Source organism: Alteromonas sp. CNT1-28 (genome assembly GCF_022348345.1).
Classification (GTDB): Bacteria; Pseudomonadota; Gammaproteobacteria; order Enterobacterales; family Alteromonadaceae; genus Alteromonas; species Alteromonas macleodii.
Map to the genome: position 1 here is coordinate 251,041 of NZ_JAKREZ010000007.1, position 24,446 is coordinate 275,486.

Annotated in this window: 19 protein-coding genes; 12 read left to right on the forward strand and 7 right to left on the reverse strand. The window is 46.0% G+C overall.

The window, feature by feature from the left end:
- The first annotated feature begins 316 nt into the window (after positions 1-316).
- The 4 genes from glnA to glnG all read left to right on the forward strand — a co-directional run bounded on the left by glnA (position 317) and on the right by glnG (position 5,207).
- A complete protein-coding gene (glnA, locus tag MHN02_RS07415; RefSeq protein WP_014980177.1) occupies positions 317-1,726 on the forward strand; it encodes a glutamate--ammonia ligase in 1,410 nt (469 codons plus the stop codon).
- A gap of 248 nt (positions 1,727-1,974) precedes the next feature.
- Complete coding sequence (locus MHN02_RS07420) at positions 1,975-2,592, forward strand: DUF4124 domain-containing protein (RefSeq protein WP_216600771.1); 618 nt, start codon at positions 1,975-1,977, stop codon at positions 2,590-2,592.
- Between the two features lie 130 nt (positions 2,593-2,722).
- The gene (glnL, locus tag MHN02_RS07425; RefSeq protein WP_014950590.1) at positions 2,723-3,808 is read left to right on the forward strand and encodes a nitrogen regulation protein NR(II); all 1,086 of its coding nucleotides are present in this window, start codon (positions 2,723-2,725) and stop codon (positions 3,806-3,808) included.
- Positions 3,798-5,207: a nitrogen regulation protein NR(I) gene (gene glnG, locus MHN02_RS07430; protein WP_014977284.1), complete on the forward strand. Its 1,410-nt coding sequence runs from the start codon at positions 3,798-3,800 to the stop codon at positions 5,205-5,207. Before glnL ends, glnG begins: the two co-directional genes overlap by 11 nt.
- A 62-nt stretch (positions 5,208-5,269) precedes the next feature.
- Here the strand turns inward: glnG and MHN02_RS07435 are convergent, their stop codons facing one another.
- Positions 5,270-6,409, reverse strand: a complete 1,140-nt coding sequence (locus MHN02_RS07435; RefSeq protein WP_014950592.1) for an HD domain-containing phosphohydrolase — start codon at positions 6,407-6,409, stop codon at positions 5,270-5,272.
- 205 nt (positions 6,410-6,614) lie between these two features.
- Here MHN02_RS07435 and MHN02_RS07440 point away from each other — a divergent pair, with 205 nt between their 5' ends.
- The 3 genes from MHN02_RS07440 (at position 6,615) to MHN02_RS07450 (ending at position 8,700) form a co-directional block, all read left to right on the forward strand.
- Positions 6,615-7,340: a 1-acylglycerol-3-phosphate O-acyltransferase gene (locus tag MHN02_RS07440; protein WP_014950593.1), complete on the forward strand. Its 726-nt coding sequence runs from the start codon at positions 6,615-6,617 to the stop codon at positions 7,338-7,340.
- A gap of 32 nt (positions 7,341-7,372) precedes the next feature.
- The gene (rraB, locus tag MHN02_RS07445; protein ID WP_014980184.1) at positions 7,373-7,771 is read left to right on the forward strand and encodes a ribonuclease E inhibitor RraB; all 399 of its coding nucleotides are present in this window, start codon (positions 7,373-7,375) and stop codon (positions 7,769-7,771) included.
- A 116-nt stretch (positions 7,772-7,887) separates the two neighbouring features.
- Entirely contained in the window at positions 7,888-8,700 is an 813-nt protein-coding gene (locus tag MHN02_RS07450; protein WP_171337869.1) for a choice-of-anchor H family protein, read from the forward strand.
- A gap of 56 nt (positions 8,701-8,756) precedes the next feature.
- Here MHN02_RS07450 and MHN02_RS07455 read toward each other — a convergent pair whose 3' ends face one another.
- The gene (locus MHN02_RS07455; protein ID WP_014980186.1) at positions 8,757-8,963 is read right to left on the reverse strand and encodes a hypothetical protein; all 207 of its coding nucleotides are present in this window, start codon (positions 8,961-8,963) and stop codon (positions 8,757-8,759) included.
- A gap of 71 nt (positions 8,964-9,034) precedes the next feature.
- Complete coding sequence (locus tag MHN02_RS07460) at positions 9,035-9,883, reverse strand: SPFH domain-containing protein (RefSeq protein ID WP_014980187.1); 849 nt, start codon at positions 9,881-9,883, stop codon at positions 9,035-9,037.
- A gap of 187 nt (positions 9,884-10,070) precedes the next feature.
- On the opposite strand from MHN02_RS07460, the gene MHN02_RS07465 reads away from it, so the two are divergent.
- A complete protein-coding gene (locus tag MHN02_RS07465; RefSeq protein ID WP_239245305.1) occupies positions 10,071-11,354 on the forward strand; it encodes an extracellular solute-binding protein in 1,284 nt (427 codons plus the stop codon).
- Positions 11,355-11,408: 54 nt separating this feature from the next.
- Complete coding sequence (locus tag MHN02_RS07470; protein WP_239245307.1) at positions 11,409-14,081, forward strand: ATP-binding protein; 2,673 nt, start codon at positions 11,409-11,411, stop codon at positions 14,079-14,081.
- A gap of 213 nt (positions 14,082-14,294) precedes the next feature.
- Here the strand turns inward: MHN02_RS07470 and MHN02_RS07475 are convergent, their stop codons facing one another.
- From MHN02_RS07475 to pepA, 3 genes are read right to left on the reverse strand one after another with little or no spacing between them, the layout of a single operon-like run.
- A complete protein-coding gene (locus tag MHN02_RS07475; protein ID WP_239245309.1) occupies positions 14,295-17,069 on the reverse strand; it encodes a valine--tRNA ligase in 2,775 nt (924 codons plus the stop codon).
- A 35-nt stretch (positions 17,070-17,104) separates the two neighbouring features.
- On the reverse strand, positions 17,105-17,527 hold the full coding sequence (locus MHN02_RS07480) for a DNA polymerase III subunit chi (protein ID WP_039226120.1): 423 nt from the start codon (positions 17,525-17,527) through the stop codon (positions 17,105-17,107).
- 6 nt (positions 17,528-17,533) lie between these two features.
- Entirely contained in the window at positions 17,534-19,039 is a 1,506-nt protein-coding gene (gene pepA / locus MHN02_RS07485) for a leucyl aminopeptidase (protein WP_014950602.1), read from the reverse strand.
- 263 nt (positions 19,040-19,302) lie between these two features.
- Between pepA and lptF the strand changes: the two genes are divergently transcribed.
- Complete coding sequence (gene lptF / locus MHN02_RS07490; RefSeq protein WP_014950603.1) at positions 19,303-20,403, forward strand: LPS export ABC transporter permease LptF; 1,101 nt, start codon at positions 19,303-19,305, stop codon at positions 20,401-20,403.
- Complete coding sequence (gene lptG, locus MHN02_RS07495; protein ID WP_014977294.1) at positions 20,404-21,465, forward strand: LPS export ABC transporter permease LptG; 1,062 nt, start codon at positions 20,404-20,406, stop codon at positions 21,463-21,465.
- Positions 21,466-21,561: 96 nt separating this feature from the next.
- On the opposite strand, the gene MHN02_RS07500 is transcribed toward lptG, so the two are convergent.
- Positions 21,562-22,146 (reverse strand): RDD family protein, encoded by a 585-nt coding sequence (locus MHN02_RS07500; RefSeq protein ID WP_156086876.1) that lies wholly within the window; start codon positions 22,144-22,146, stop codon positions 21,562-21,564.
- Positions 22,147-22,321: 175 nt separating this feature from the next.
- Here MHN02_RS07500 and MHN02_RS07505 point away from each other — a divergent pair, with 175 nt between their 5' ends.
- Positions 22,322-24,397, forward strand: coding sequence for a TonB-dependent receptor (locus MHN02_RS07505; protein WP_336246490.1), 2,076 nt, complete (start codon positions 22,322-22,324; stop codon positions 24,395-24,397).
- The last annotated feature ends 49 nt before the right edge of the window (positions 24,398-24,446 follow it).

Here is a 24,446-nt window from a genome sequence, read left to right on the forward strand (position 1 = left end):
TGATGGAAACGAGTTTTATTGGTTTTCAAACACTTGTTCAACAAATAACCAGCCCCGTTGCACCTAATTGATCATATTTGGTGGCTATACGTTACAAAGTAATCTAGGCTGATTGACGTATAAATGAGCACAAGGCGCCATATTGGTGCAATGCTGCATCAATATAGTGCAATTTAATTCAAACGGAAGTGATAGATGCCCGTCTATGCCACAGAAATCGGCACACATATAGATGGCATGATAATCGCTTTCACTTTTGCCACTGTTGGAGTGAAGCTGATCATTCCGCATTTTTACATTAAACCTGGAGGACACGATGTCAGTAGAAAAGGCATTAGAGCTGATTAAAGAAAGTGAAGCGAAGTTTGTAGATTTACGTTTTACCGATACAAAGGGTAAAGAACAACACGTATCTATTCCTGCGAGCGTTGTAGATGAAGAGTTTTTCGAAGAAGGTAAAATGTTCGATGGTTCTTCAATCGCTGGCTGGAAAGGCATCAACGAATCAGACATGGTTCTTCTTCCAGACGCAACAAGCTGCGTAGTTGACCCTTTCGCTGAGGAAACACAAGTAAACATCCGTTGTGACATCGTTGAACCTTCAACAATGGAAGGTTATGAGCGTGACCCTCGTTCAGTTGCTCGTCGTGCAGAAGAATTCCTAAAATCAACTGGCATCGGTGACACATGTTTCTTCGGCCCAGAGCCAGAGTTTTTCCTTTTTGATGACGTACGCTTCCACACTGACATGGCGGGCTCTTTCTACAAGATTGACTCTTCTGAAGCTAAGTGGAACTCTGGCGAAGAGTTTGAAGGCGGCAACATGGCACACCGCCCAGGCGTTAAAGGCGGTTACTTCCCAGTACCACCAGTGGACTCTGCGCACGATATCCGTGCTGCAATGTGCCTAGTTATGGAAGAAATGGGCCTTGTTATCGAAGCGCACCACCACGAAGTGGCAACTGCTGGCCAAAACGAAATTGCTTGCGAATTTAACACGCTAGTTAAGAAAGCTGACGAAATTCAAGTTTACAAGTATGTAGTTCACAACGTTGCACACGCATACGGACAAACCGCTACCTTTATGCCTAAGCCGCTTGTTGGCGACAATGGTTCTGGTATGCACTGCCACCAATCTATCTCTAAAGATGGCGTAAACATCTTCGCGGGTGACAAGTACGCAGGCCTTTCTGAAGAAGCACTTTACTACATCGGTGGTATTATCAAGCACGCGCGTGCAATCAACGCGTTTGCTAACGCTTCAACTAACTCATACAAGCGTCTAGTTCCTGGATTCGAAGCACCGGTAATGCTTGCATACTCTGCACGTAACCGTTCTGCGTCTATTCGTATTCCTCACGTAACTAGCGATAAAGCGCGTCGTATCGAAGTACGTTTCCCTGATCCAACAGCCAACCCATACCTAGCGTTCACCGCTATGCTTATGGCCGGTATCGACGGTATTAAGAACAAGATCCATCCTGGTGATTCAATGGATAAAGACTTGTACGACCTACCGCCAGAAGAAGCTGCTGAAATTCCAACAGTTGCAAGCTCGCTAGAAATGGCGCTTGAAGCCCTTGATAACGACCGCGACTTCCTTAAAGCAGGTGGCGTTATGACTGACGACATGATTGATGCATACATCGATCTTAAGTCTGAAGAAGTAACCAAACTTAACATGACTACTCACCCAGTTGAGTTCGACATGTACTACAGCGTGTAAATTCGCACTGTATAGCAATTTATACTAAAGCCCGCTCTGCGGGCTTTTTTTATGCGTACGATTTATCTACTATGTTTTTATAGCTATGCTAACGAATACTCTTTCATGCTACATCAACTGCGCACAGGGCTTTGCCCCGCTGCACTTGCATACATCTAAAGAGGTTATCAATAAGCCAGACGTAGCAAGCTATGTAAATTAGCCAGCTAGCCAAAACCACATTAATTAGGTAACGACACGTGCACAACATGACGCGACACATTTGCTTAATTTCGCTATTACTAAGTAGCGGCAACGGCTTACTGCCTGTGCAAGCGGAAATGCTGAGCCAACAAAGTACCCAGCAAGAAGCACAAGAAAGCGAAACCGAACAAAGCGGCAATGCAACATCAGCTGCAGCTACCTCTCCAATGACCATATACAAGGTGGTAGGTAAAGACGGCTCTGTGACTTACACTGACAAGCCGCAGCAAAACGCAGAACCCCTAGCGTTCGATGTAAAAACGCAAAACGTAGTAACCGCGGCAAAGGTTACTCCACCTCCCCCTGCGAAGCCGGCTGCCCCCAAGCCCAACTATCGCGTAGTCATTAAGTCACCTGCACCAGAAGCGACAATTCGCAATAACTTGGGAGAATTCACTATCTCTGCCGCACAACCTGGTGCACCCAAAGCGCCAATCTACCGATTAATCTTTGACGACGCCCCATTAGCTAGCAATAGTTCAGGCGTCTTTAAGCTTTCTGGTATCCATCGTGGGGCACATACTTATAAAGTTGAACTCACGAACAATACGGGCAAGACTCTTGCATCGTCTCCATTACAAACCCTTTACCTGCATCAGGCATCGGCGTTAATTAATAACTAATAGCGTGCAACCATTGTTATGTATGCGCACCATAGAGGTTCAGTGAACATTTCTTCTTGAGCTCTTTATTCGCGCAACGCATCATTGCAAGCTACAATGCACAATTATGGTGCAAAGGAGACGAGCTCGGATGCATTCCACCGAGTTAGAAACACAACAGCTAATCAATAGCCTAAATACCGCACTGGTAATGGTAGACAACAAACTTACGATCGTTTATGCCAACCACGCTGGTGAAGCTTTGTTTGAGACTGGATTAAAACAACTTATTGGACATCCACTTCAAGATTTTTTCTTGCCGGGCACAATAGAAACCACCCGACTCAAAGCTGCCATCAGAAAAGGTGAAGATTTCACCGAAAACGAAATTAAGTTGGCTTTTCGAGATAACCGCTATGTATCTGCCGACCTAACCGTTACCAACTTGCACTTCGAAGACGGCCCACGACTGCTATTTGAAGTTAAAAAGATTGACCAGCAAAAGCGAATTTCTCGAGAAACTTTACAAAACGCGCAACATTACGCAGCACGGGAATTGGTTCGCGGCCTTGCACACGAAATCAAAAATCCTCTTGGTGGTATTCGCGGTGCAGCACAGCTATTAGAAAAAGAGCTGATTGACGAGCATAAAGAATTTACAAGCATGATCATTGAGCAGTCTGATCGTCTGCGAAACTTAGTTGATCGTTTGCTTGGACCTAATTCACTACCTCGATTTGAAGAAAGCAACGTGCATCAAGCGCTTGAAAAAATACGCAGCTTAATGCGCTTTGACTCAGACAATCCCATTACCATAGTTCGCGACTATGACCCCAGCATTCCACCGCTTATGTTAGACCCTGACATGATTCAGCAAGCGGTGCTCAATATTGTGCGCAACAGCGTTCAGGCATTAACCGAGAGTCAAACCCCCAACCCACAAATTAGGTTAATTACGCGAATAGAGCGCCAAATGACAATTCAAACGAAGCGTCACGCGCTGGTAGCAAAAATAAAAATTATTGATAACGGCCCGGGTATTCCGGCTGAAGTAAAAGACACACTTTTCTACCCCATGGTCACAAGCAAGCAAAATGGCTCTGGGTTGGGTTTGTCTATTTCACAGACCCTTATAAACCACCACGGCGGCAAAATAGATGTAGATAGCTACCCTGGTCACACTGAGTTCGTAATTTACATACCAATAGATCGTAAGGAGACAGACGATGACGAATGAGTCTGTGTGGATTGTCGATGATGACAGTTCTATTCGTTGGGTGCTGCAAAAGGCCTTACAAGCAGCAGATATCAGCTGCTTAAGTTTTGAAAACCCTGAAGATTTATTGCTTCAACTTCAAAGCGGCCAAGCCCCTGAAGTCATCATTTCAGACATAAGAATGCCACAAATGGACGGCATGACGTTACTGAACGAGGTGCATGCCTCGCACCCTATGCTCCCCGTTATCATTATGACGGCGCATTCGGATTTAGACAGCGCAGTTAATGCATATCAAAAAGGCGCCTTTGAATATTTGCCAAAGCCATTTGATATCGACGAGGCAGTAACCTTAACCCAGCGGGCGCTGGCACATGCCAGAGAGCAGTCCACCGTATCTAAAGCGCAAGTTGAAGACGTAGTAACGGAAATTATTGGCGAAGCACCTGCCATGCAGGAAGTGTTTCGTGCCATAGGTCGCTTGTCTCGCTCTTCAATTAGCGTGCTAATTAACGGGCAATCAGGAACGGGTAAAGAACTTGTGGCGCACGCCCTTCATAGGCACAGCCCAAGAGCAAGTAAACCTTTCATCGCCCTTAATATGGCCGCCATTCCTGCCGACCTTGTAGAGTCAGAGCTATTTGGCCATGAGAAGGGCGCGTTTACCGGAGCCCAGGCAGCTCGCCAAGGCCGCTTCGAACAAGCCGACGGCGGTACACTGTTCTTAGATGAAATAGGCGATATGCCGTTAGATGTACAAACCCGCCTTTTACGTGTGCTTGCAGACGGCCAGTTTTATCGTGTGGGTGGTCACCAGTCAGTAAGTGTGGACGTACGCATCATCGCTGCAACTCACCAGAATTTAGAACAAAGGGTTGCTGAAGGTAAGTTTAGGGAAGATTTGTTCCACCGCTTAAACGTTATCCGAGTGCACCTTCCTTCACTTAACGAGCGCCGCGAAGATATTCCATTACTAACCCGTCACTTCTTGCGCCGAGCAGCCAAAGAACTTGATGTAGAAGCTAAAAGCATATCGAAAGACGCTGAGCGCGTAATGTCTCAGCTACCATGGCCTGGAAACGTAAGGCAGCTAGAAAACGTGTGTCGCTGGTTAACGGTAATGGCGAGTGGTCAAGAAGTGCTGCCCAGCGATCTGCCACCGGAAATTCACAGCGATAGCAGTATTGAAAAACCTAGCGCTGAATCGGGTGAGTGGCCAGATTTGTTGGCAAGCTGGACCGATAAACAGCTTCGCGACGGCCATCACAATATTCTTAACGACGCGATGCTGACGTTTGAGCGTATTATGCTTGAGCGAGCACTTCAGCACACTCATGGCCACAAACAAGATGCGGCTAAACGCTTGGGTTGGGGAAGAAATACCCTAACAAGAAAGTTAAAAGAACTGGGTGTGAACTAACCCTAATGACTACGCCGTAAGCTAGCAGGGAACTCGCTGCTAGCTTATAAGCGGCTTGCGACCTAATGTCCTTTCGTCAGTAGCGCCGTCATTCCCTGATTGAAATGCCTTACCCACTTCATACTAAACTGGCCTTTGGCGCTTCGATTTATTTCTATCACCGCCTCTTTTTTGGAAAGTACGTTATCTTCATTGTGCGCTCTTGGGTGTGTCATTGCATCGTAGGTATCAACAATGGCTAGTAACTTCGCACCTTCACATATATCGTCTTCTTTTAGCCCCAATGGATAACCTGTTCCATCAGTGCGTTCATGGTGCTGCATCACGATTTTGCGCGCCATATCCCATTGGTCTAGGTGCTCTAACAAACGGGCACTTTTATACACATGAGAGCGCATAAGATTAAATTCGATATCGCTTAGCGCATCGCCTTTGTGCAAAAGCTTCAATGGCATGAAGGCCATTCCGAAGTCATGTACATAGCTGGCTACGGCAAGCTGATCTTCGTCTATAGGGTTTTCGGCCACGTCGTTAATATACATAGCCAGTTTGGCAATGCGATCACCACGACCAGACCAGTAGTTAGAGCGGCGTTCAATGGTTTGCATTAAGTCGCGGAAAAATAGAATATCTTGCTTCTTTTCACTACTAATATCTTTAGGAATACCTGTAGCCGCTAACGTAGGGGGCTTTATCTGAACGTTTTGTGGGTCGTCTTCATCCGCAACAATATCTAACGCTGGGTTAAGTAATAAGACCGCTTCGGTAAGGCGTTTTTCATGCTCAGCAGTATTTTCAGGTGTCACACGACCGATAGCTAAAACCAGCTGATTGTGAAGATTGTCATCGTATTCGGCTTTCCCACTGGCCATTACAGCCTCTACGAAGGCTTTTACTCTGTCCATGGTAAGCAATACCAAGTCACTCATAGTACTTGTGTACGCCACCTGCCCTTTGCGCAAATAATCTAGCAAGTCCTCTACATGCTGCAAAAGCGGGATCATGGGAGAGAAGTTAACCAGGCCTAAATCACCTTTAATGGTGTGGATTGAGCGAAACAGAGCACGCTGCAATTCGTTGTCTTCCGGACGAAGCTCTAGTTCAATCAAGGTTTGTTCACTTGATTCATAGAGTTCGTTTATTTCCTCCATAAGGTCAGCAAGAATATCTTCTTCTAGGTCGTCTGGAGTAAATGTCTGCATATAGTGGTTACCGAGTTAGGTTCGATTGCGCTTTTTATTATTGTAATTGGGTATCGGCAAAATTTCCTCATACTAAAGGTGAGAAACATAGCCACTTTTGCAACTTATTGCTCAACTATACCTTCCGCACTGTAAAAACTCATCGGACAAGTGTACGCTGAAACTTCATCTATACTGCGCGCGTCAATTGTATCTAGGAGTTGTTTTGATCGCTTTATTCCGCATTCCGGCACTTTTTATCGCTTTTTTACTCATTAACATCGTTCTGCTAATTGTTTGTATCGCACGACCTTTTCACAAAGATAACGTGCATATTGCGGGTAGTATGTATTCACTTATGGCTAAGGTCGTAGGTCTCAAAATTATTATAAAGAAAGATCCTGCGGTTAAAATAAACGAGCCCTACGTCTACATCGCCAATCATCAAAACAGTTTCGACGTTATCACTATCTGTAAAGCTGCACTGCCTGGCGTGGTAACCATTGGCAAAAAGAGCTTAAAGTGGATCCCTATTTTCGGCCAAATCTATTGGTTGTCAGGCAATATCATGATTGATAGAAAGAATTCAGGTAAAGCCCGTAATACACTCGATATTGCTGCAAAACGCATTGCGAAAAAGAAAACGTCGGTATGGCTATTCCCAGAAGGTACACGAAGCTATGGCAGAGGCATATTACCTTTTAAGCAAGGTGCATTTCGCCTAGCTAAGACCACCAACGAACCGGTTGTTATGGTAACCGCCAGCAATTTGCACAATAAAGTAAAATGGAACCGTTGGAATAACGGCATTGTGCTTATTGATATTGCTGCCCCTCAGGCTTTGAGCGAGGACAAGACAATTAAAGAGTGGATGGTGCATTTTAACGATGAAATGAAACAAAAGTTTGATGCGCTTAATACACAGGTCGATGAACTGGAAAAAAGCAGGTAAACTTGCGTCAAAATTGCTAACGAGTGTTTATTATGACCCAGTTCGATGAAAGAGAAGAGTGGTACGAGTTTAACCAAGAAACTATTGATGCCCTTCTAGAAGACGGCAGCCAAGCCGATGCCGAATATACCATTGAGCACCACTTCGCCAGCACTGACTTCGACGTGCTAGAAAAGGCAGCTGTTGATGCGTTTAAAGCTGGTTTTGAAGTCACCGACGCAGAAGAGCTTATTCTTGACGATGGCGAAACCATTTTCTGCTTCGACGCGGTTGCAGAGAGAAAGCTAGATATTGAAAAACTTAATGCGGACTCTGACGCCTTGCTTAAAATTGCCGACAAGCATGATGTAACCTACGACGGTTGGGGTACTTACTTCGAGCCGCGTGAAGAAGGTGAATACGAAGAAGAAGATCACTACTTCGACGACTGATCTCTAAGGCACCCTCACCGTTTTAACTGAGAAGGCGTTAAGTTACCCTTCAGCTTTTGTTCATCTTTTTCCGTCAACAATGACACTGTCATTATCGATTGGAAAAGGATGGACAGATGAAAAAGCTACTTTTCTCACTTACTACATATTCTGCTATTGCAACAATACAGCTTGCGCTTATGTCACCTGTGCATGCCAGTACCGAAAATAGCGCACAAAACAAAAATGTTACCTCTAACGAATACCGTTACGACAAACCATTTGTTGCCGCTGAATCGCTGCTGCCTAAAACCTCAGGTGCATTGACAAGCGAAGAAACAATCTCTCAATCTGTTGATGACGTTGAGACTGATCAACAGTCCCTTCCCAAGGCGGGTAAGCATCAACAGCATTTAGCCGTGAGTAAGTCCTCTAGCGATATCGTAGTCAGCAGTATTAATGAGTTTTGGATTTATGAAAGCTGGGTAACGCTTGAGCAGGACGTTGATTACGATGGTTATCACTCTACGTTTTCGATTGAGTTTGACGCCGACACCATTTTCACTCGCGCGCCAGTATACGCGGTCCTGTATTTGGGAAAAAACGACGTGTACGAGTCGATTCACGTGTCGTCTGAATTTTACATCTACTCAGAAGACTCAACAGATACCTTTACTATTGAAAGCACATTAGTTTCTGGCTATCCGGCCGGTGAGTACGACATTCTATTAGAGCTTTATGATGCAGATACCGAAATGCTTGTGGCGTATACCGATGCCTATGATGACAGTGCACTCGCCTATCTTCCCCTTGAAAGTGAAAATAATGAATATGTGGTTGAAGATACGGTAGTCATAGTAGAAGAGCATGGCGGAGCATGGTCTTTACTCCCACTGTGTCTATTAGGTGGCATTGTACTTGTTAGACGCAGAATCAAGCGGAATATCTAAGCCTTAGCTAGTGACGATCGTATCGAAAAGATAGCTGATACCCTGCTATTTCGCGTTCAGTTATCTTTTTGATTGGAGTCTATTTCTTCAACCTCTACTACAACTTTTTCTACCAGCTTCACTCTTCCCTGCTTCACTAGCGCTTGTCTTAATACATACTCTATTTGCGCATTTACACTGCGCAAGTCATCGGCAGCCCATCGCTCCATGGCGGCAAGTACATTTTCATTTATCCTAAGTGGATACGCTTTTTTCTTTGCCAAAATCACAAACCTTATGTGCCGCAGTGCATCGCTGCGGCACTACAATTTCAAACTTAAATTAAAAAAACGAGCTAGTAGATTGTACCTGTATTAATAACCGGTTGCGTCGACTTATCACCACAAAGCACAACTAATAAATTACTGATCATCGTCGCTTTACGCTCTTCATCAAGCTCTACTACACCCTTTTCATTTAATCGCTGAAGTGCCATTTCTACCGTTCCCACAGCACCATCTACAATTTGCTTCCGGGCAGCCACAATAGCTGATGCCTGTTGACGCTGTAGCATGGCACTAGCGATTTCTTGCGCGTAGGCAAGGTGGCTGATACGAGACTCCAAAATTGTGATCCCAGCTTTCGCAAGGCGAGCCTGGATCTCTTCTTGTAAACGCGCTGATATCTCTATCGGGTGGCTACGAAGTGCAACTTCCGCTTGCTCGTCGTCACGAGGATCGTAAGGAAAGCTACTTGCCATATTGCGGATTGCGGACTCACTTTGAATTCGCACAAAACTTTCGTAATCGTCTACGTCAAACATTGCTTCAGCAGTATCGCTCACTTTCCACACGACAATAGAGGCGATTTCAATGGGGTTTCCTTGATTGTCGTTAACTTTAATTCTGGCACTTTCAAAGTTTCTTATGCGCAAAGAAATATTAGCTCTACGGAACAAAGGAATTGTCCAGCGTAATCCAACATCAGAGACAGTACCTACATAGCTGCCGAAAAACGTCATGACCTTAGCTTGGTTGGGTTGCACCATGAAATAGCCCAACCACAAACTTCCCACTAAAACGCTTAGAATTAAACCAGCTTCGGGGTTACCCGACACTGCATAGAAAAACGTAGCAGCCTGTGCGACTAGCAAAATACAGATCATCAAATAACCGTTTACCGAAAACCCTTTCTTTTCTTTCATATCACTCACCTTTGATATCATTTTGATATCTTTATAATACAAAATTTAACTACTCGCTAATTTTGATGTGTTACCAAATATGTCAAAGCAGCGTTTTATTTTTAACTATGAGGTAACATTTTTTGGTAACTCTATGAAATAGATGCCAGAATGATGGAGGGTCATCGTTTACTATGGACGTACGTTAATGCCTTCAAACTCAGATAAAAACGTCGCTTCTTCTTTCCAGCGCCGTACCTTATTAAAGGGCGGTCTCGCTTTTGGCCTTACTGCGGGCATTACCCCTTTTTCAATCGGAAAAGAAAAACCGACGCTGCGCGTATTAGGCACTCATGTCACGCTTCAAGAAGCCATTCGTCAGCGCGCCATGGAAGACTTAGGCATTAATATTGAGTTCGAGCCGGGTGGCAGTGCAACCGTTCTTCAAAAGGCGTCGATGAACCCCACGTCATTCGACCTTTATGAGCAGTGGTCTAATAGTATTACTGTATTGTGGCGTGCTCATGCTATTCAGCCCATAGAGAAAAAACGCCTTCAGTATTGGGAAGAAATAAACGATTTAAGCAAGACCGGAAAACTTACCGAGAACGCGCGAATGGGCGCTGGCGACGCACCGCATAAAATTATTAATGTTCAGGACGACGGCACTCTGGGCGCCAACCATACTGACACAATTAGTTTTTTACCTTATGTGCACAATGTTGACTCTTTTGGCTATGACACATCAAAGTTACCCAAAGAACTGCAAGGGCAAGAAGAAAGCTGGGGCTGGCTTTTAGACAGTCGCTATTCAGGAAAAGTGGGCATAGTCAACGACCCCACTATCGGACTTTTCGATTTAGCACTTGCTGCACAAGCTAAAGGATTCATTCAATTCCAAGATATCGGTGCCATGACCGAGTATGAACTTGATGATTTGTTTAGCTTACTTATAGAGTTGACTCAGTTAAACCATTTCAATGGATTCTGGACCTCGGTCCCTGAGTCTGTTGAGTTCATGAAAAGTGGACGGGTTGCATTCGAAAGCATGTTCTCGCCTGCGGTCTCTGCACTGAACGGTCAAGATATTCCGGTTACGTTTGCAGCACCGAAAGAAGGCTACCGCGGATGGCACGGTGTAATGTGCATGTCCTCTGCCACACAAGGTAGAATAAAGGACGTGGCTTATGAGTATATGACCTGGTGGCTGTCGGGGTGGCCTGGCGCATTTATTGCCAGACAAGGCTACTATATTTCCAACCCTAAACGTTCAGCTCAATATCTTTCAGACGCCGAATGGAATTACTGGTACAAAGGGCAAGTAGCATCAGAGCCGCTAAAAGGGCCCGACGGAAATATTAGTGTTAGACAAGGCGCCCAGCGCACTGGTGGGAGTTATGAAGAGCGTTTTAGTAATGTTGCCGTATGGAATACCGTCATGCCAACCTACGAATACAGTTTGCAGAAGTGGTACGAATTCATCACTGCATAATGTTGCGTTAAGTAAAACCCATAACGTTAATGGAATAAGGCTTTTTTAGTTCACATGTTATCGTCAATTCGAATTCAGCTTATCACCGTGCTACTCGCTCTTATAGCGCTTATATTGGCACAGGGGTTTATTGCTAGAGAAAACCAAGAAGTCCTAAACAAAGGCGTGGCATCAGCGTCAAAGGCAGTAGTTGATGTTGCACTTGTTAAGGAACTTGAACGGGATGTGGTGGACTTACAGCGCAACGTGCTCATATTCAAAGAGAATGCGAGTAAATCAGCCATTACTCGCTTCAGTCGACTCATGGTGACCATTAACACCAAACTCGACAAGTTAGCCCTGGTAGACGAAGACAAGGAAATACAGGAAGACAACCATATCCTTTCAAGAATGAAGGAGCACCTTAACGCCTATCAGGAGAATTTTACCCAAGTTGTCGATGCGCGCTCTGAAAGAGATAACCTTATAGCAAGAGGCACCCTATCTGATATTACGTTACTGGAAAAGATACTGAGTGACGCTAAAACAAACGGAGATATCTCTGCTGCCTCTGAAGAACAGGCAAAGACGCTTCTTATTCGGGCAGAAAATGCGATGTTGAAATATCTGATGAAACCCGACATGGGTTTTATTCGAGCATTCAACGAAGCCGCAGATTCACTACGAAAATTAACGCTAACGAAAAATACATCCCTTCAGGAAAGAGTGGAGCGATTGTCGGAAAAAATTAAAGCCGATTTCGTTAAGCTAACCCAGATAACCCAAGGTAATTTATTCTTGGTTAACGTAGTCATGGCGGGGTCTGCCAATGAATTTCTCTATTTAAGCGGTGAGCTGGCCAAAAAAGTAACCACAGACTCTGAAATTGCGACTCAACGCACCTACACACTGGCTGAAAGCACACAGCGTAACGGAGAGTTATTTTCTCTTGTTGCCATTCTACTCGCCCTCTCAGCAGCGCTGTTTGCCATGTTTCGCATATTGGGCCCTATCCGCTCTATCACTCAAGTTTTCAACAAACTTGCCCAAGGCGTACAAATTTCCAATATTCCTGGCAGCAGCCGAAAAGATGAGATTGGCAAGCTAGCAAAAGCGGCGCTTGTTTTTAGTGATAAAAACCGAGAGACAGAAAAACTGCTAGATGAAGCAAGAACCATGAACTCTCAGCTTGAAAGCTTAAATAAAGCGATTACTGAGGCGAAAATAAAAGCGGAGCAAGCAACCGCGTCAAAGAGTATGTTTTTAGCCAATATGAGTCATGAAATCCGCACGCCGATGAATGGCATTATCGGGCTAATAGAACTGGCGCAACAGCAAGAGCTGTCCACTACTGTTAAAGGGTATCTCGACAAGGCAGCGTATTCTGGGCAAATATTATTGAGCGTAATTAACGATATTCTCGACTTCTCAAAAATTGAAGCGGGTAAATTGAAGATTGAGGAAGTGAGCTTTTCTTTGCATTCACTGTTCGACAACCTCATTGCAGTCATTGCACTACGCGCAAAAGAAAAGAACTTATCGGTGCACTTTACGGTAAACCCAAAGATACCTCCGCAAGTAATTGGCGACCCACTGCGTATTGCCCAAATAATTATGAATATAGGCAACAATGCTGTGAAGTTCACCGAGCAAGGGCGTATAGATATTGAGTTTGATGGCAGCCTGAATGAAAAAGGGAACGTGTTAAACCTTACCATGCGAATCACCGATTCCGGCATAGGTATGAGTGCAGCCCAGCTAGATAGAATATTTAATCCTTTCACTCAAGCAGACGGTTCAACCAATAGAAAATACGGCGGTACCGGCCTTGGCCTTGCGATTGTAAGCCAGCTTACTGAACTTATGAACGGCCGCCTTGATGCCACTTCTACTATGGGAAAAGGCAGTACGTTTGAAGTTGAACTGCCGCTGAAAGCATTTAAAAACCAACCTGGCGTGCTTGAACAAACACCTCAGCTACCTGTTGATAGCCTTTATGTTACTGAAGCAGCATTGCTGCCTGCGGCTTATTGCAACCAAATACAGCTGCCAACTAAATCAACGCTATCAATAGAAGATGCCAAAAATATCGCCGCTTTACCTGAACATATCATTGTAGATATCCATGAGTTCAGTGAATTCAGACAGAATATTGCTTGGTTAAACACCTTGCTAGAAAAAGGGAAGTCGGTAGGCCTGGTAATGGAAAGTGCAGGCAGCGCGCTACAAGCTAAATATGACACGCTATGGAAAGGTCCACTTATCATGCATCCATTCACACCTGCGCAATTTGAGCGTTTTGTTCATCAGGTGATATCTAAAGATGCAAGTTATGACGGACATCATTTCAGTGAAGAAGCGGAAGCAACGTCGCTAGAAGGCCACGTTCTATTAGTGGAAGACAATAATATAAATCAACTCGTCACCGGAGAAATGCTTACCAATCTTGGGCTTACTTTCGATATTGCAGAAGATGGCAAGCAAGCCGTGCAAAAAGTAGAAAATGCCCCGCAGTACGACCTAATATTGATGGATGTACAAATGCCGGTGATGGACGGTTATGAAGCAACCAAACAACTCCGCGAAAAAGGCTTTACTGGCGTACCTATTATCGGCCTTTCGGCTAATGCAATGAAGGAAGATAAACAAAGCGCGATAGACGCGGGTATGAACGACTACCTCACCAAGCCAATAAAGCAAAAATCATTGATAGGCATGTTAAAACAGTACTTAGGCAAACAGCTCTAAACGCCAACGTAAAGATAGGCTCGTATACCAATTCGCATAAATAGTTACCCACTCAATAGGCGCTGGCAAGCTTCCTAGCGAAGTGTGAGAATGCAGGAACGGCTTTCGAACAAACGCGCTATGTTTAGGGCCTGTTAAATCGCGAATAAAAAAGGGCTACCTTTCGGTAACCCTTCTAATTTGTATCGATAACCCCCGTTCTAGGGGCTGCACTTAAAGCGCTTTAATGGTCTCGAACTGCTCTTTAAGTTTGGCTAGGGCTTTTTCACCCTCTTCCAACTTAGCGCGTTCCTTTTCAATTACCGCTTCTGGCGCATTACTTACGAACTTCTCGTTACCCAATTTGCCGCGAGTACGAGATACATCTTTCTCGATTTTCTCCATGGCTTTAGTAATACGAGCAAGCTCTGCGTCTTTGTCGATAAGCCCTGCCATTGGGATAAGAATTTCCATCTCACCCACAAGTGCTGTTGCGCTGGCTGGCGCTTCTTCACCGTCTTTTAATATGGTTACGGTTTCAAGCTTAGAAAGCTTATCTAGGAATGCCTTAGCCGCATCAAGACGACGCGCGTCTTCGTCGCTTACGTTTTTAAGTAGCGCATTAAGTGGTTTGTTTGGCGAGATATCCATTTCACCACGGATATTACGAATACCCACGATAAACTTCTTCACCCACTCGATATCAGCTAGTACTTTGTCGTCTTGTTTCGCTGCATCAACTTCAGGGAATGCCTGAACCATAATGCTTGCGCCCTCTTCCACCTTAAGTGCACTTAGTGGCACAACGCGCTGCCAGATAGTGTCGGTGATAAATGGCATTAGTGGGTGCAACAAGCGAAGCAGGCTTTCAAGTACGTTAATAAGCGTATGACGTGTACCGCGCTTTTCAGCTTCGGTGCTGGCGTCATTGTTAAGCACAGGCTTAGTAAGCTCTAGATACCAGTCGCAGAACTGGTTCCAGGTGAACTCGTAAACGGTTTGCGCAGCAATGTCGAAACGATAGTCTTCAAGCGCCTTTTCAAACTCAACCAGCGTTTGTTGGAACTTAGCCCAAATCCAGCGATCGGCCATGCTAAGTACCATTTCGCCGCCGTCACGACCGGTATCGTGCTCTTCTGTGTTCATCAATACGAAACGCGATGCGTTCCAAATCTTGTTACAGAAATTGCGGTAGCCTTCAACACGGGCCATATCAAAGTTAATATCGCGGCTGGTTGACGCCATGGCTGCAAAGGTAAAGCGCAATGCGTCTGTACCGTAGGCCTGAATACCATCAGGGAACTGTTTACGGGTACGCTTGGCAATCTTCTCAGCAAGCTGAGGCTGCATCATGCCCGCGGTGCGTTTAGTGACTAGCGACTCAATATCAATACCGTCAATCAAATCGATTGGGTCAAGCACGTTGCCCTTCGACTTTGACATTTTATCGCCGCTCTCATCGCGGATAAGACCAGTAATGTAGATGTCTTTAAACGGAATTTTGCCCGTGAACTTCTTGGTCATCATGATCATTCTGGCAACCCAGAAGAAAATGATGTCAAAGCCGGTTACTAGCACTGAAGACGGCACGAAGGTTTCTAGATCAGGCGTTTCTTCTGGCCAACCCATGGTGGCGAACGGCCATAGTGCACTTGAGAACCAGGTATCCAGTACATCGTCGTCCTGTGAAAGCGTTACGTCACTGCCAAGGCCGTGTTTTTCACGCACTTCTTCTTCGGTGCGGCCAACAAAAACGTTGCCGTTTTCGTCGTACCACGCCGGAATGCGGTGTCCCCACCACAGCTGACGTGAAATACACCAGTCTTGGATGTTGTGCATCCACTGGTAGTAAGTCTTGTTCCAGTTCTCTGGCACAAAACGAATTTCGCCGCTTTCAACCGCTTCAATCGCAGGTTTAGCAAGAGACTCAACGGCTACATACCACTGGTCAGTTAGGTATGGTTCGATAACTGCGCCAGTTCTGTCGCCACGTGGCACTTTAAGCTTGTGCGGCTCAATCTTAACCAATGCGCCTTGTGCGTCTAAATCGGCCACGATCTGCTTACGGGCGTCGAAGCGATCTAAACCGCGATACGCTTCAGGCGCATCATCGTTAATTTTCGCATCGTCGGTAAGAATGTTGATCATAGGCAAGTTATGACGCTTACCCATGTCGTAGTCGTTGAAGTCGTGAGCAGGCGTAATTTTAACGCAGCCTGTACCGAATTCTTGGTCTACATAGTCATCGGCGATAACCGGAATTAAACGGCCAGTAATCGGTAGCTTAATTTCTTTGCCGATAAAGTCTTGATAGCGCTCGTCATCTGGGTGTACCGCAACCGCTGTATCACCTAGCATGGTTTCAGGGCGCGTTGTCGCAACCACTAGCTCACCGCTACCATCTGCAAGTGGGTAGCGCATGTGCCACATTTGGCCGTCTTCTTCTTCGTTCAGTACTTCAAGATCAGATACTGCAGTGTGAAGCACTGGGTCCCAGTTAACCAAACGCTTACCACGGTAAATAAGACCTTCTTCGTGTAATTTAACGAACACTTCCGTTACGGCTTTAGACAGGTCTTCGTCCATGGTGAACACTTCACGAGACCAGTCAGGAGACGTACCTAAACGGCGCATTTGACCGGTGATCGTTCCGCCGCTGTGCTCTTTCCATTCCCACACTTTCTTGATGAAGTCTTCGCGACCTAAATCGTGGCGCGTCTTGCCTTCAGCGTTAAGTTGGCGTTCTACCACCATCTGGGTAGCAATACCGGCGTGGTCAGTACCCACTTGCCATAGCGTATTGTCGCCCTTCATGCGGTGGTAACGGGTTAAGGCGTCCATAATGGTTTGCTGGAAACCATGGCCCATGTGAAGGCTACCGGTAACGTTTGGTGGCGGAAGCAAAATACAATAAGGGTCGCCGCTACCTGAAGCTTTAAATAAACCCGCCTCTTCCCATGACTTGTAGCATTGCTGCTCGATGGACTGCGGTTCGAAGGTTTTATCCATTACACACTCTCAAATTGAAGCTAAACGCGAATGACTTATGCAGATTTGAACTGCATATTGCATCCAGCTTGCTGATAGTTTTTGTATCTTACCCGCGCGGCCTGTTTGGCGTTCTCGTCCACGGGTACAAAATCGATGATTTGACGATGCTGGTTGGGTGTAGGCACCATACCGGACCCCACATTAACCACCATTTGTCGTCTGGCTACCTGCTCTGGCCGCCAACAAATTTCCACCGGCGTTCCCGATTGCGGCCCTTCACCATAAAGGTTATGGGGCACAAAGCGGTCAGCCGGCAGCTGCCACAACAATTCATCAACTTCTTCAGCCTGCGCCTGTGTATCGCACAGCACGCTAATTTTTTGCTTATTGGCAAACGCTGATGCAATAACTTCGCTGGCGCGGCCTGCCACACCATTGTCACTGCTGGTAAGTTGATAAAATATCACTTGTGGCATGAATGATTAGTCCTCTAACTTGATATCAGCGCGGTTCATTAGGAACTGAGACAGCATAGGCACTGGACGGCCTGTTGCGCCTTTGTTCTTACCACTGCGCCATGCCGTACCGGCAATATCAAGGTGAGCCCAGTTGTACTTCTTAGTGAAGCGCGACAAGAAACAACCCGCAGTAATTGACCCTGCTGGGCGACCACCAAGGTTCGTCATGTCGGCAAACGGGCTTTCAAGCTGCTCTTGGTAATCGTCCCATAGCGGTAGACGCCATGCGCGATCTGAGCTTTGCTCTGACGCATTAAGTAGTTCGTGAGCAAGCGGATTGTGCGTACTCATTACCGCTGTTGCATGGTGACCAAGTGCGATAATCGCTGCGCCAGTTAGCGTGGCTACGTCAATTACTAGCTCTGGGTCGAAGCGCTCTACATAGGTTAGCGCGTCGCATAATACTAAACGGCCTTCGGCATCAGTGTTTAGCACTTCAACGGTTTGACCCGACATAGTCGTTAGAATGTCACCCGGACGGTACGCTTTGCCATCTGGCATGTTTTCACAGCCTGCCAATACACCAATAACGTTAATGGGCAGATTCAGCGCCGCGATAGTGTGCATGGTACCCAGTACGCCTGCAGCACCACCCATGTCGTACTTCATTTCATCCATGGCTTCGCCTGGCTTAATTGAAATGCCGCCTGAATCGAACGTAAGGCCTTTACCTACAAGTACAATTGGGGCTTGATCAGCTGGGCCACCGCGATGATGCATAATACTCATCATACTTTCGTTGTCTGAACCACGACCTACAGCCAAATACGCTTGCATACCAAGCTCTGCCATTTGGGTTTCATCAACGACTTCAGCGGTTACGCTGTCGTACTGGCTGGCAAGCTCTTGCGCCTGCTGCCATAGGTACGCTGGGTTACAGATGTTTGGCGGCATGTTAGCCACATCTTTGGTCACTTTCGCACCACGAGCAACCGCTAAACCATGCTCAACTGCACGTTCACCCACAGTAAGTTCACGGCGTGTAGGTACGTTAAATACAATTTTACGCAGTGGGCGACGTGGTTCGCCTTTCTTGGTTTTAAGCTGCATAAAGGTGTAAAGCGTGTCTTCAGTTGCTTCTACTGCCTGACGTACTTTCCAGTAGGTATCGCGACCTTTAACGTGAAGTTCGGTAAGGAAACATACCGCTTCCATCGAGCCTGTTTCATTCAATGTTTGAATGGTTTTGGCGATTATGTTTTTGTACTGGCGCTCGTCTAATTCGCGCTCTTTACCACAACCGACTAGAAGCACGCGCTCGCTTAGTACATTTGGCACGTTGTGTAGCAACAACATTTGGCCGGCTTTACCTTCAAGGTCGCCACGGCGTAACAAGTTGCTGATATAACCTTCACTGATTTCGTCTAGCTGTTCAGCCACTGCCGTTAGGCGGCGCGGCTCGAAGACACCTACAACAATACATGCGCTGCGTTGCTTTTCAGGACTGCCACTTTTTACACTAAACTCCACGATATCACCTCGCTTTTCGTCGTTTATGGTTTGCACGATGACTAAAATCACGTAACGTTTCGCGCTGCTTTATGTTTTAATACGCAGCATAACTTTTTAGTTCGCTGCAATTCACGCTTAAAGACCTATTGAATATAGGTTAAATTTGCGTCAAAACACCATGCAAACGGTTTATGATTGCAGGCAAAACTTGTAAAAACGGTAAGTTTAAACAAAATTGTGCTTTCTTTCACTAAAATTCCTAATTTTCCGGAAGGGCTGAGATGCTGATATTCCGCTATTTACTTAAGGAAACGCTGAAATCTCAGTTAGCGATTTTCTTTATCCTAATGGCAATTTTTGTCACCTTGCGATTTGTGCGCGTTTTGGGCGACGCCTCGGACGGTGATATTCCCGCTGGGCTAGTGCTTGGCTTCCTAGGTTTATATGCCCCTATCCTCTCTTCATTAGTGCTGCCTATCAGCGCCTATTTGGGCATTATGCTGGCACATGGCAGGCTGTATGTAGACAGTGAAATGACCGTAATGCGAGCCTGTGGTATCAGTGAATGGTATGTAACGCGGGTAATGCTGTTCTTGTCTGTACTTATCATGATAGTCACAGGCGCAATTACCCTTTATTTCGCGCCATTGGCTGCAGAGAACGAGTATCAGCTGCGAGAAAAAGCCAGAAATGAGGCGGGAATATCGGCGCTAATGCCAGGTAGATTCCAGCAAACCGGTAACGAAAAAGCGGTTATTTTTGTTCACGATGTAGACAATAACGATAAGCTACAACGTGTGTTTTTATCGCAAAATCAAACAGACGATAGCGAAGGCGACGTGCGCGTTGTGTATGCACAAACTGGTGAAGTGGCAAATAACCCTGACGGCACGCGAAACCTTGTACTGAAAGAAGGGGTACAGTACGAAGGAAAGCAATCTGAAAAGGCTTTCCGCAAAGTAGAATTTGACGAATACCAAATTCAGATTGCCGATAAACCTGCCGACGAAACTCGTCGTAAGGTAAGCGTACTGCCTACTAACGAACTGTGGGAAGACGACAGTATTGAAGCTAGAGCAGAACTTCAGTGGCGTATTGCCATACCGCTTTCCATTCCGTTTTTAGTACTAATTGCTGTGCCGCTAAGCGCAGTCGACCCGCGTCAGGGGCGCTTTGGTAAAATGTTCCCTGCCATCCTGCTTTACTTGGGATACTTCTTGCTGCTGCTTGCGAGTAGACGAGTGTTAGAAGACGGCAAAATGCCACCTCAGCTTGGCTTATGGTGGGTGCATACCATCATGCTGATTATTGGTGTCATGTTGATTGTGCGAGACAGAAAAACCGGCACTGAGCTTCGCGCTTGGATATTGGGGAAAAAGTAGATGTTTAAGATCCTCGATTTATATATCGCCCGTACGCTGTTAGGCACTATTACCGTTACGCTTAGTGTACTAATTGGCTTAAGCGCGCTTATTAAATTTGTAGAACAGCTGCGAAAAATTGGCGAAGGCGACTATGACATGCTGGTCGCATTTATCTACGTATTGCTAAGCTTGCCTCGCGACTTAGAGCAGTTCTTCCCTATGGCAACATTGCTGGGCGGCCTTATTGGCATGGGCGTACTGGCTAGCAATAGCGAATTGGTAGTGATGCAGGCCGCAGGTATGAGCCGCTGGAACATCATAAACTCAGCCATGAAGTCGACCCTTGTAATGATCTTATTAGTGATGGCCGTTGGCGAGTGGGTCACCCCGTACAGTGAAACCAAGGCAAAACAGATAAGAACTGAAGCCATTTCAGGCGGTAGTTTATTTTCTTCCGATAAGCTGGTGTGGGCAAAGGATGGCGACCGATTTGTAAGCATAGGTCAGGTGTTAAGCCAAGACTCTCTCAAAGATGTGAGCATATTTAGCTTTAACCCTGACTTGTCGCTAGAGAGCATTACTCACGCTAAAAATGGGGCCTTCGACGGCGACGGTTGGTGGCTAAGCGACGTTGAAGTAACCAAGTTTACTGAAACGAATGTTACAGTAGATGAAAATAACCGCATGCGTTGGAATTCAACACTGACACCAGACAAACTAGGCATTGTTGCGGTTAAGCCAGAGGCTTTATCTATTACTGGGCTGCTGGATTACGTGAACTACCTAGAAAATAACGATCAAGACCCTTCTCGTTATCAACTCGCCTTGTGGCGCAAGGTATTCCAACCTATTTCGGTAGGCGTAATGCTGTTAATGGCATTGTCGTTCATCTTTGGCCCGCTGCGTAGCGTTACAATGGGCGCTCGCGTGATCATGGGCGTACTGACAGGCTTCGGTTTCTTTATTCTCAATGAAGTATTTGGCCCAGTGAGTTTAGTCTATCAGCTGCCACCATTCCTTGGCGCCTTACTGCCTAGCTTACTGTTTGCGGCCATTGCAGGGGTAATGTTGAGGCGTTGATCAAGCTATCACATTCGTCTACTTCAACAGTCAAAACTAATAAAAAGAGCTTGCAGCCTCTTTTTTTGTTATTTTTTAGCGCCTTACAAAGCACGTTTACCAGCTCTTGTGGTCGTTCGCTTCTTTGGTCAACTTCAGCACTTCGGTCTTTGCCAGTCGGTCTTGCAGTGATTGTTTATTTTTAAAATCAAACAAAACAAGTAAGGTGCCTAGACCACCTAACGATGCTATTAGGCGAATGAACAAGCGTGGCCAGGTCATTGGCTCTTCAACCGTGCTGTAAATTCGCAAACGCCATGCACGCATGCCTAGGGTTTGCCCGCCCCTGCGCCAGAACCACAAGAAAAACCCAGCTATCCACAAGCCCACCCACGTTTGAATAAGCAGCTTATAACCAAAAGAGGCCTGAATCAGATCGGCAGGTTCAGCATAGCCTTGCAGGTCAAGGGCGCCATTTTTCAGCATGACCACCAGCGTTACGATCATGACCATGGCCGCACACATCCCTACGGCAGTAGCCACGAGCGTGTCGTAAATCATTGCCAACAAACGCCTAACGAATCCAGCTCGCTCAAGCGATGAACTGTCTGATTCTGAGTTGGGCGCGTTTTTATCATCCTTCGCCTTTAAGTGATTAGATGATGAGGACTTCTTCTTGGCTTTTTTGTCGTGTCTCGCCACGGGCTTCTCTTCGCTTCATTAACAACAGCGTTTATTTTGACACAAGCGCCACATCGCTTAAACAACATAAGCCTTAGTTAACGGCATTTAATAGTGCAATAAGCAAAGAAAAATGATTTCCACCTTTTTGCATCCATTAACCATTGTTAATCGTTATTGCTATTACAAACGGATAATGGACGTAAATACGGTGACAGCAAAAACTCTGGTAACAACACTTCTCGCTAGCTCATTTTCGCTTGGTATGGGCGCTGCAATGGCGTTAGACGACCCCGAAGGTAATATTGAGCATATTCGAGTACGTGGTGACTCATCTGTAAAAGACGGAGAGTTTATCTCGGCTTCGCAGGGATGGGTGTCTGGTGACACCTTGATTGAACGCCCAATGTTGCGCGCCGGTGAAATACTCGAATTCATCCCGGGCATGATGGTGACCCAACACAGTGGTTCGGGAAAAGCCAACCAGTACTTCCTGCGCGGTTTTAACCTCGACCATGGCACGGATTTCACGGTGAGTGTAGACGGTATGCCTGTGAACATGCGAAGCCACGGACATGGCCAAGGCTACAGTGACCTTAACTTTATTATCCCCGAATTTATCGACAATCTAAGCTACTTCAAAGGCACCTATTATGCCAACATCGGCGATTTTTCTAGCGCTGGCGGGGCGTTCTTCAATTTAAGAGATTCACTTGAGCAAAACCAGTTGTTCTTAGGCTTAGGAGAATATGGGTTCAAGCGCGCTGTTGCATTAAATCACTTTGAAGCAGGAGAGAGCCGCGTTGTTACAGCGCTGGAATATCAAACCTATGACGGCCCGTGGACTGACGTTGACGAAGATGTAAAAAAGAAAAACGCCCATATTCGTTATATTACGCCTTTTTTAGACGGACAACTCGCCATTACAGGAATGGCCTACGACAATAGCTGGAACGGTGCTGACCAAGTACCTGAGCGCGCTATTGAAAGCGGCTTAATAGACCGTCTTGGCTCTATCGACACCCAAGTTGGCGGTGATTCGTCTCGCTATAGTCTCTCCGCAAACTATACGAGTGATACATGGAATGCCTCACTGTATGCCATAGATACAACGCTAAGCCTTTTTTCAAATTTTACTTACTTTCTTGATAACCCTGCGACTGGCGATCAATTCGAACAGGCCGACGACCGAAAAATTTACGGTGGTGAAATATTCACTACCCTTCCCTTGGCGCTTACGGATGGAAGCAGTATTACCTTAGGCGGCCAGTGGCGTTTCGACGATATTGAAAACGTGGGTTTGTATCGCACCCAAAACTTAACCCGCTTTGGCACTATCCGAGAAGACGAGATTAACAGCAACAGCTATGCACTTTTTGCCCAATCAAACATTGTATTGAGTGACGCATTAAGCCTGTCATTAGGTGGTCGATACGATTACTTAGATGTGGACGTTACCAGCAGTCTTGGGGCCAATTCAGGTAGCGAAAGTGACGGTTTATTTACCCTTAAAGCAGGCTTGAAGTACAGTGTATCAGACCAACTCACCGCATTTGCCAACATTGGGCAGGGCTTTCACTCTAACGATGCTCGAGGAGCAACAATTAACATAGACCCGGTAAGTGGTGACGCTACCGAAGCAGCTCCCTTATTGGTAAAGAGCCTTGGCTATGAAGCGGGCGTTAACTATACCGATAATAAAACCTATAACCTGTCTGCTGCCCTGTGGCGCTTAGAGCTTGATAGCGAGCTGGTATATGTTGGTGATGCAGGCTTTACTGAAGCCAGTCGCCCCTCCGAGAGACACGGCATTGAAGTGAGTGCCTACTACTGGATAAGCCATCACCTAACAACAGACATTGAAGCTGCGTGGACCAAGGCAAGATTTAGCGACAACGTTGAAGGCGAAGGCCGTCACATTGATGGTACCGTGCCAGGCGTGGTGAGTGCAGGGCTGACCTATTATCAAAGAAGTAACCAACTAGGGTTCAGCTATACCCTACGAGGCCGCTACTTAAGCTCTCGCACCGTAGAAAGTTTCGATGAAATTTCACCTCCATCAACATTCTTAATTAATGCTCAAGTTGCCTATCGCCAGCCAACTTGGGACGTAACGCTAGAAGTACTCAATGCCCTAGACAGTGACGATCACGATATTGATTATTTTTACGCATCTAGGCTGCCCGGAGAGCCAGAGGAAGGGATTGAGGATTTGCATTATCACCCTGTAGAGCCAAGAAATGTTCGCCTTACCTTTTCAATAAAGTATTAATACATAAACGCTTTACTGTTTGGGGGTCTGTCTATTGATTAGGTAACCA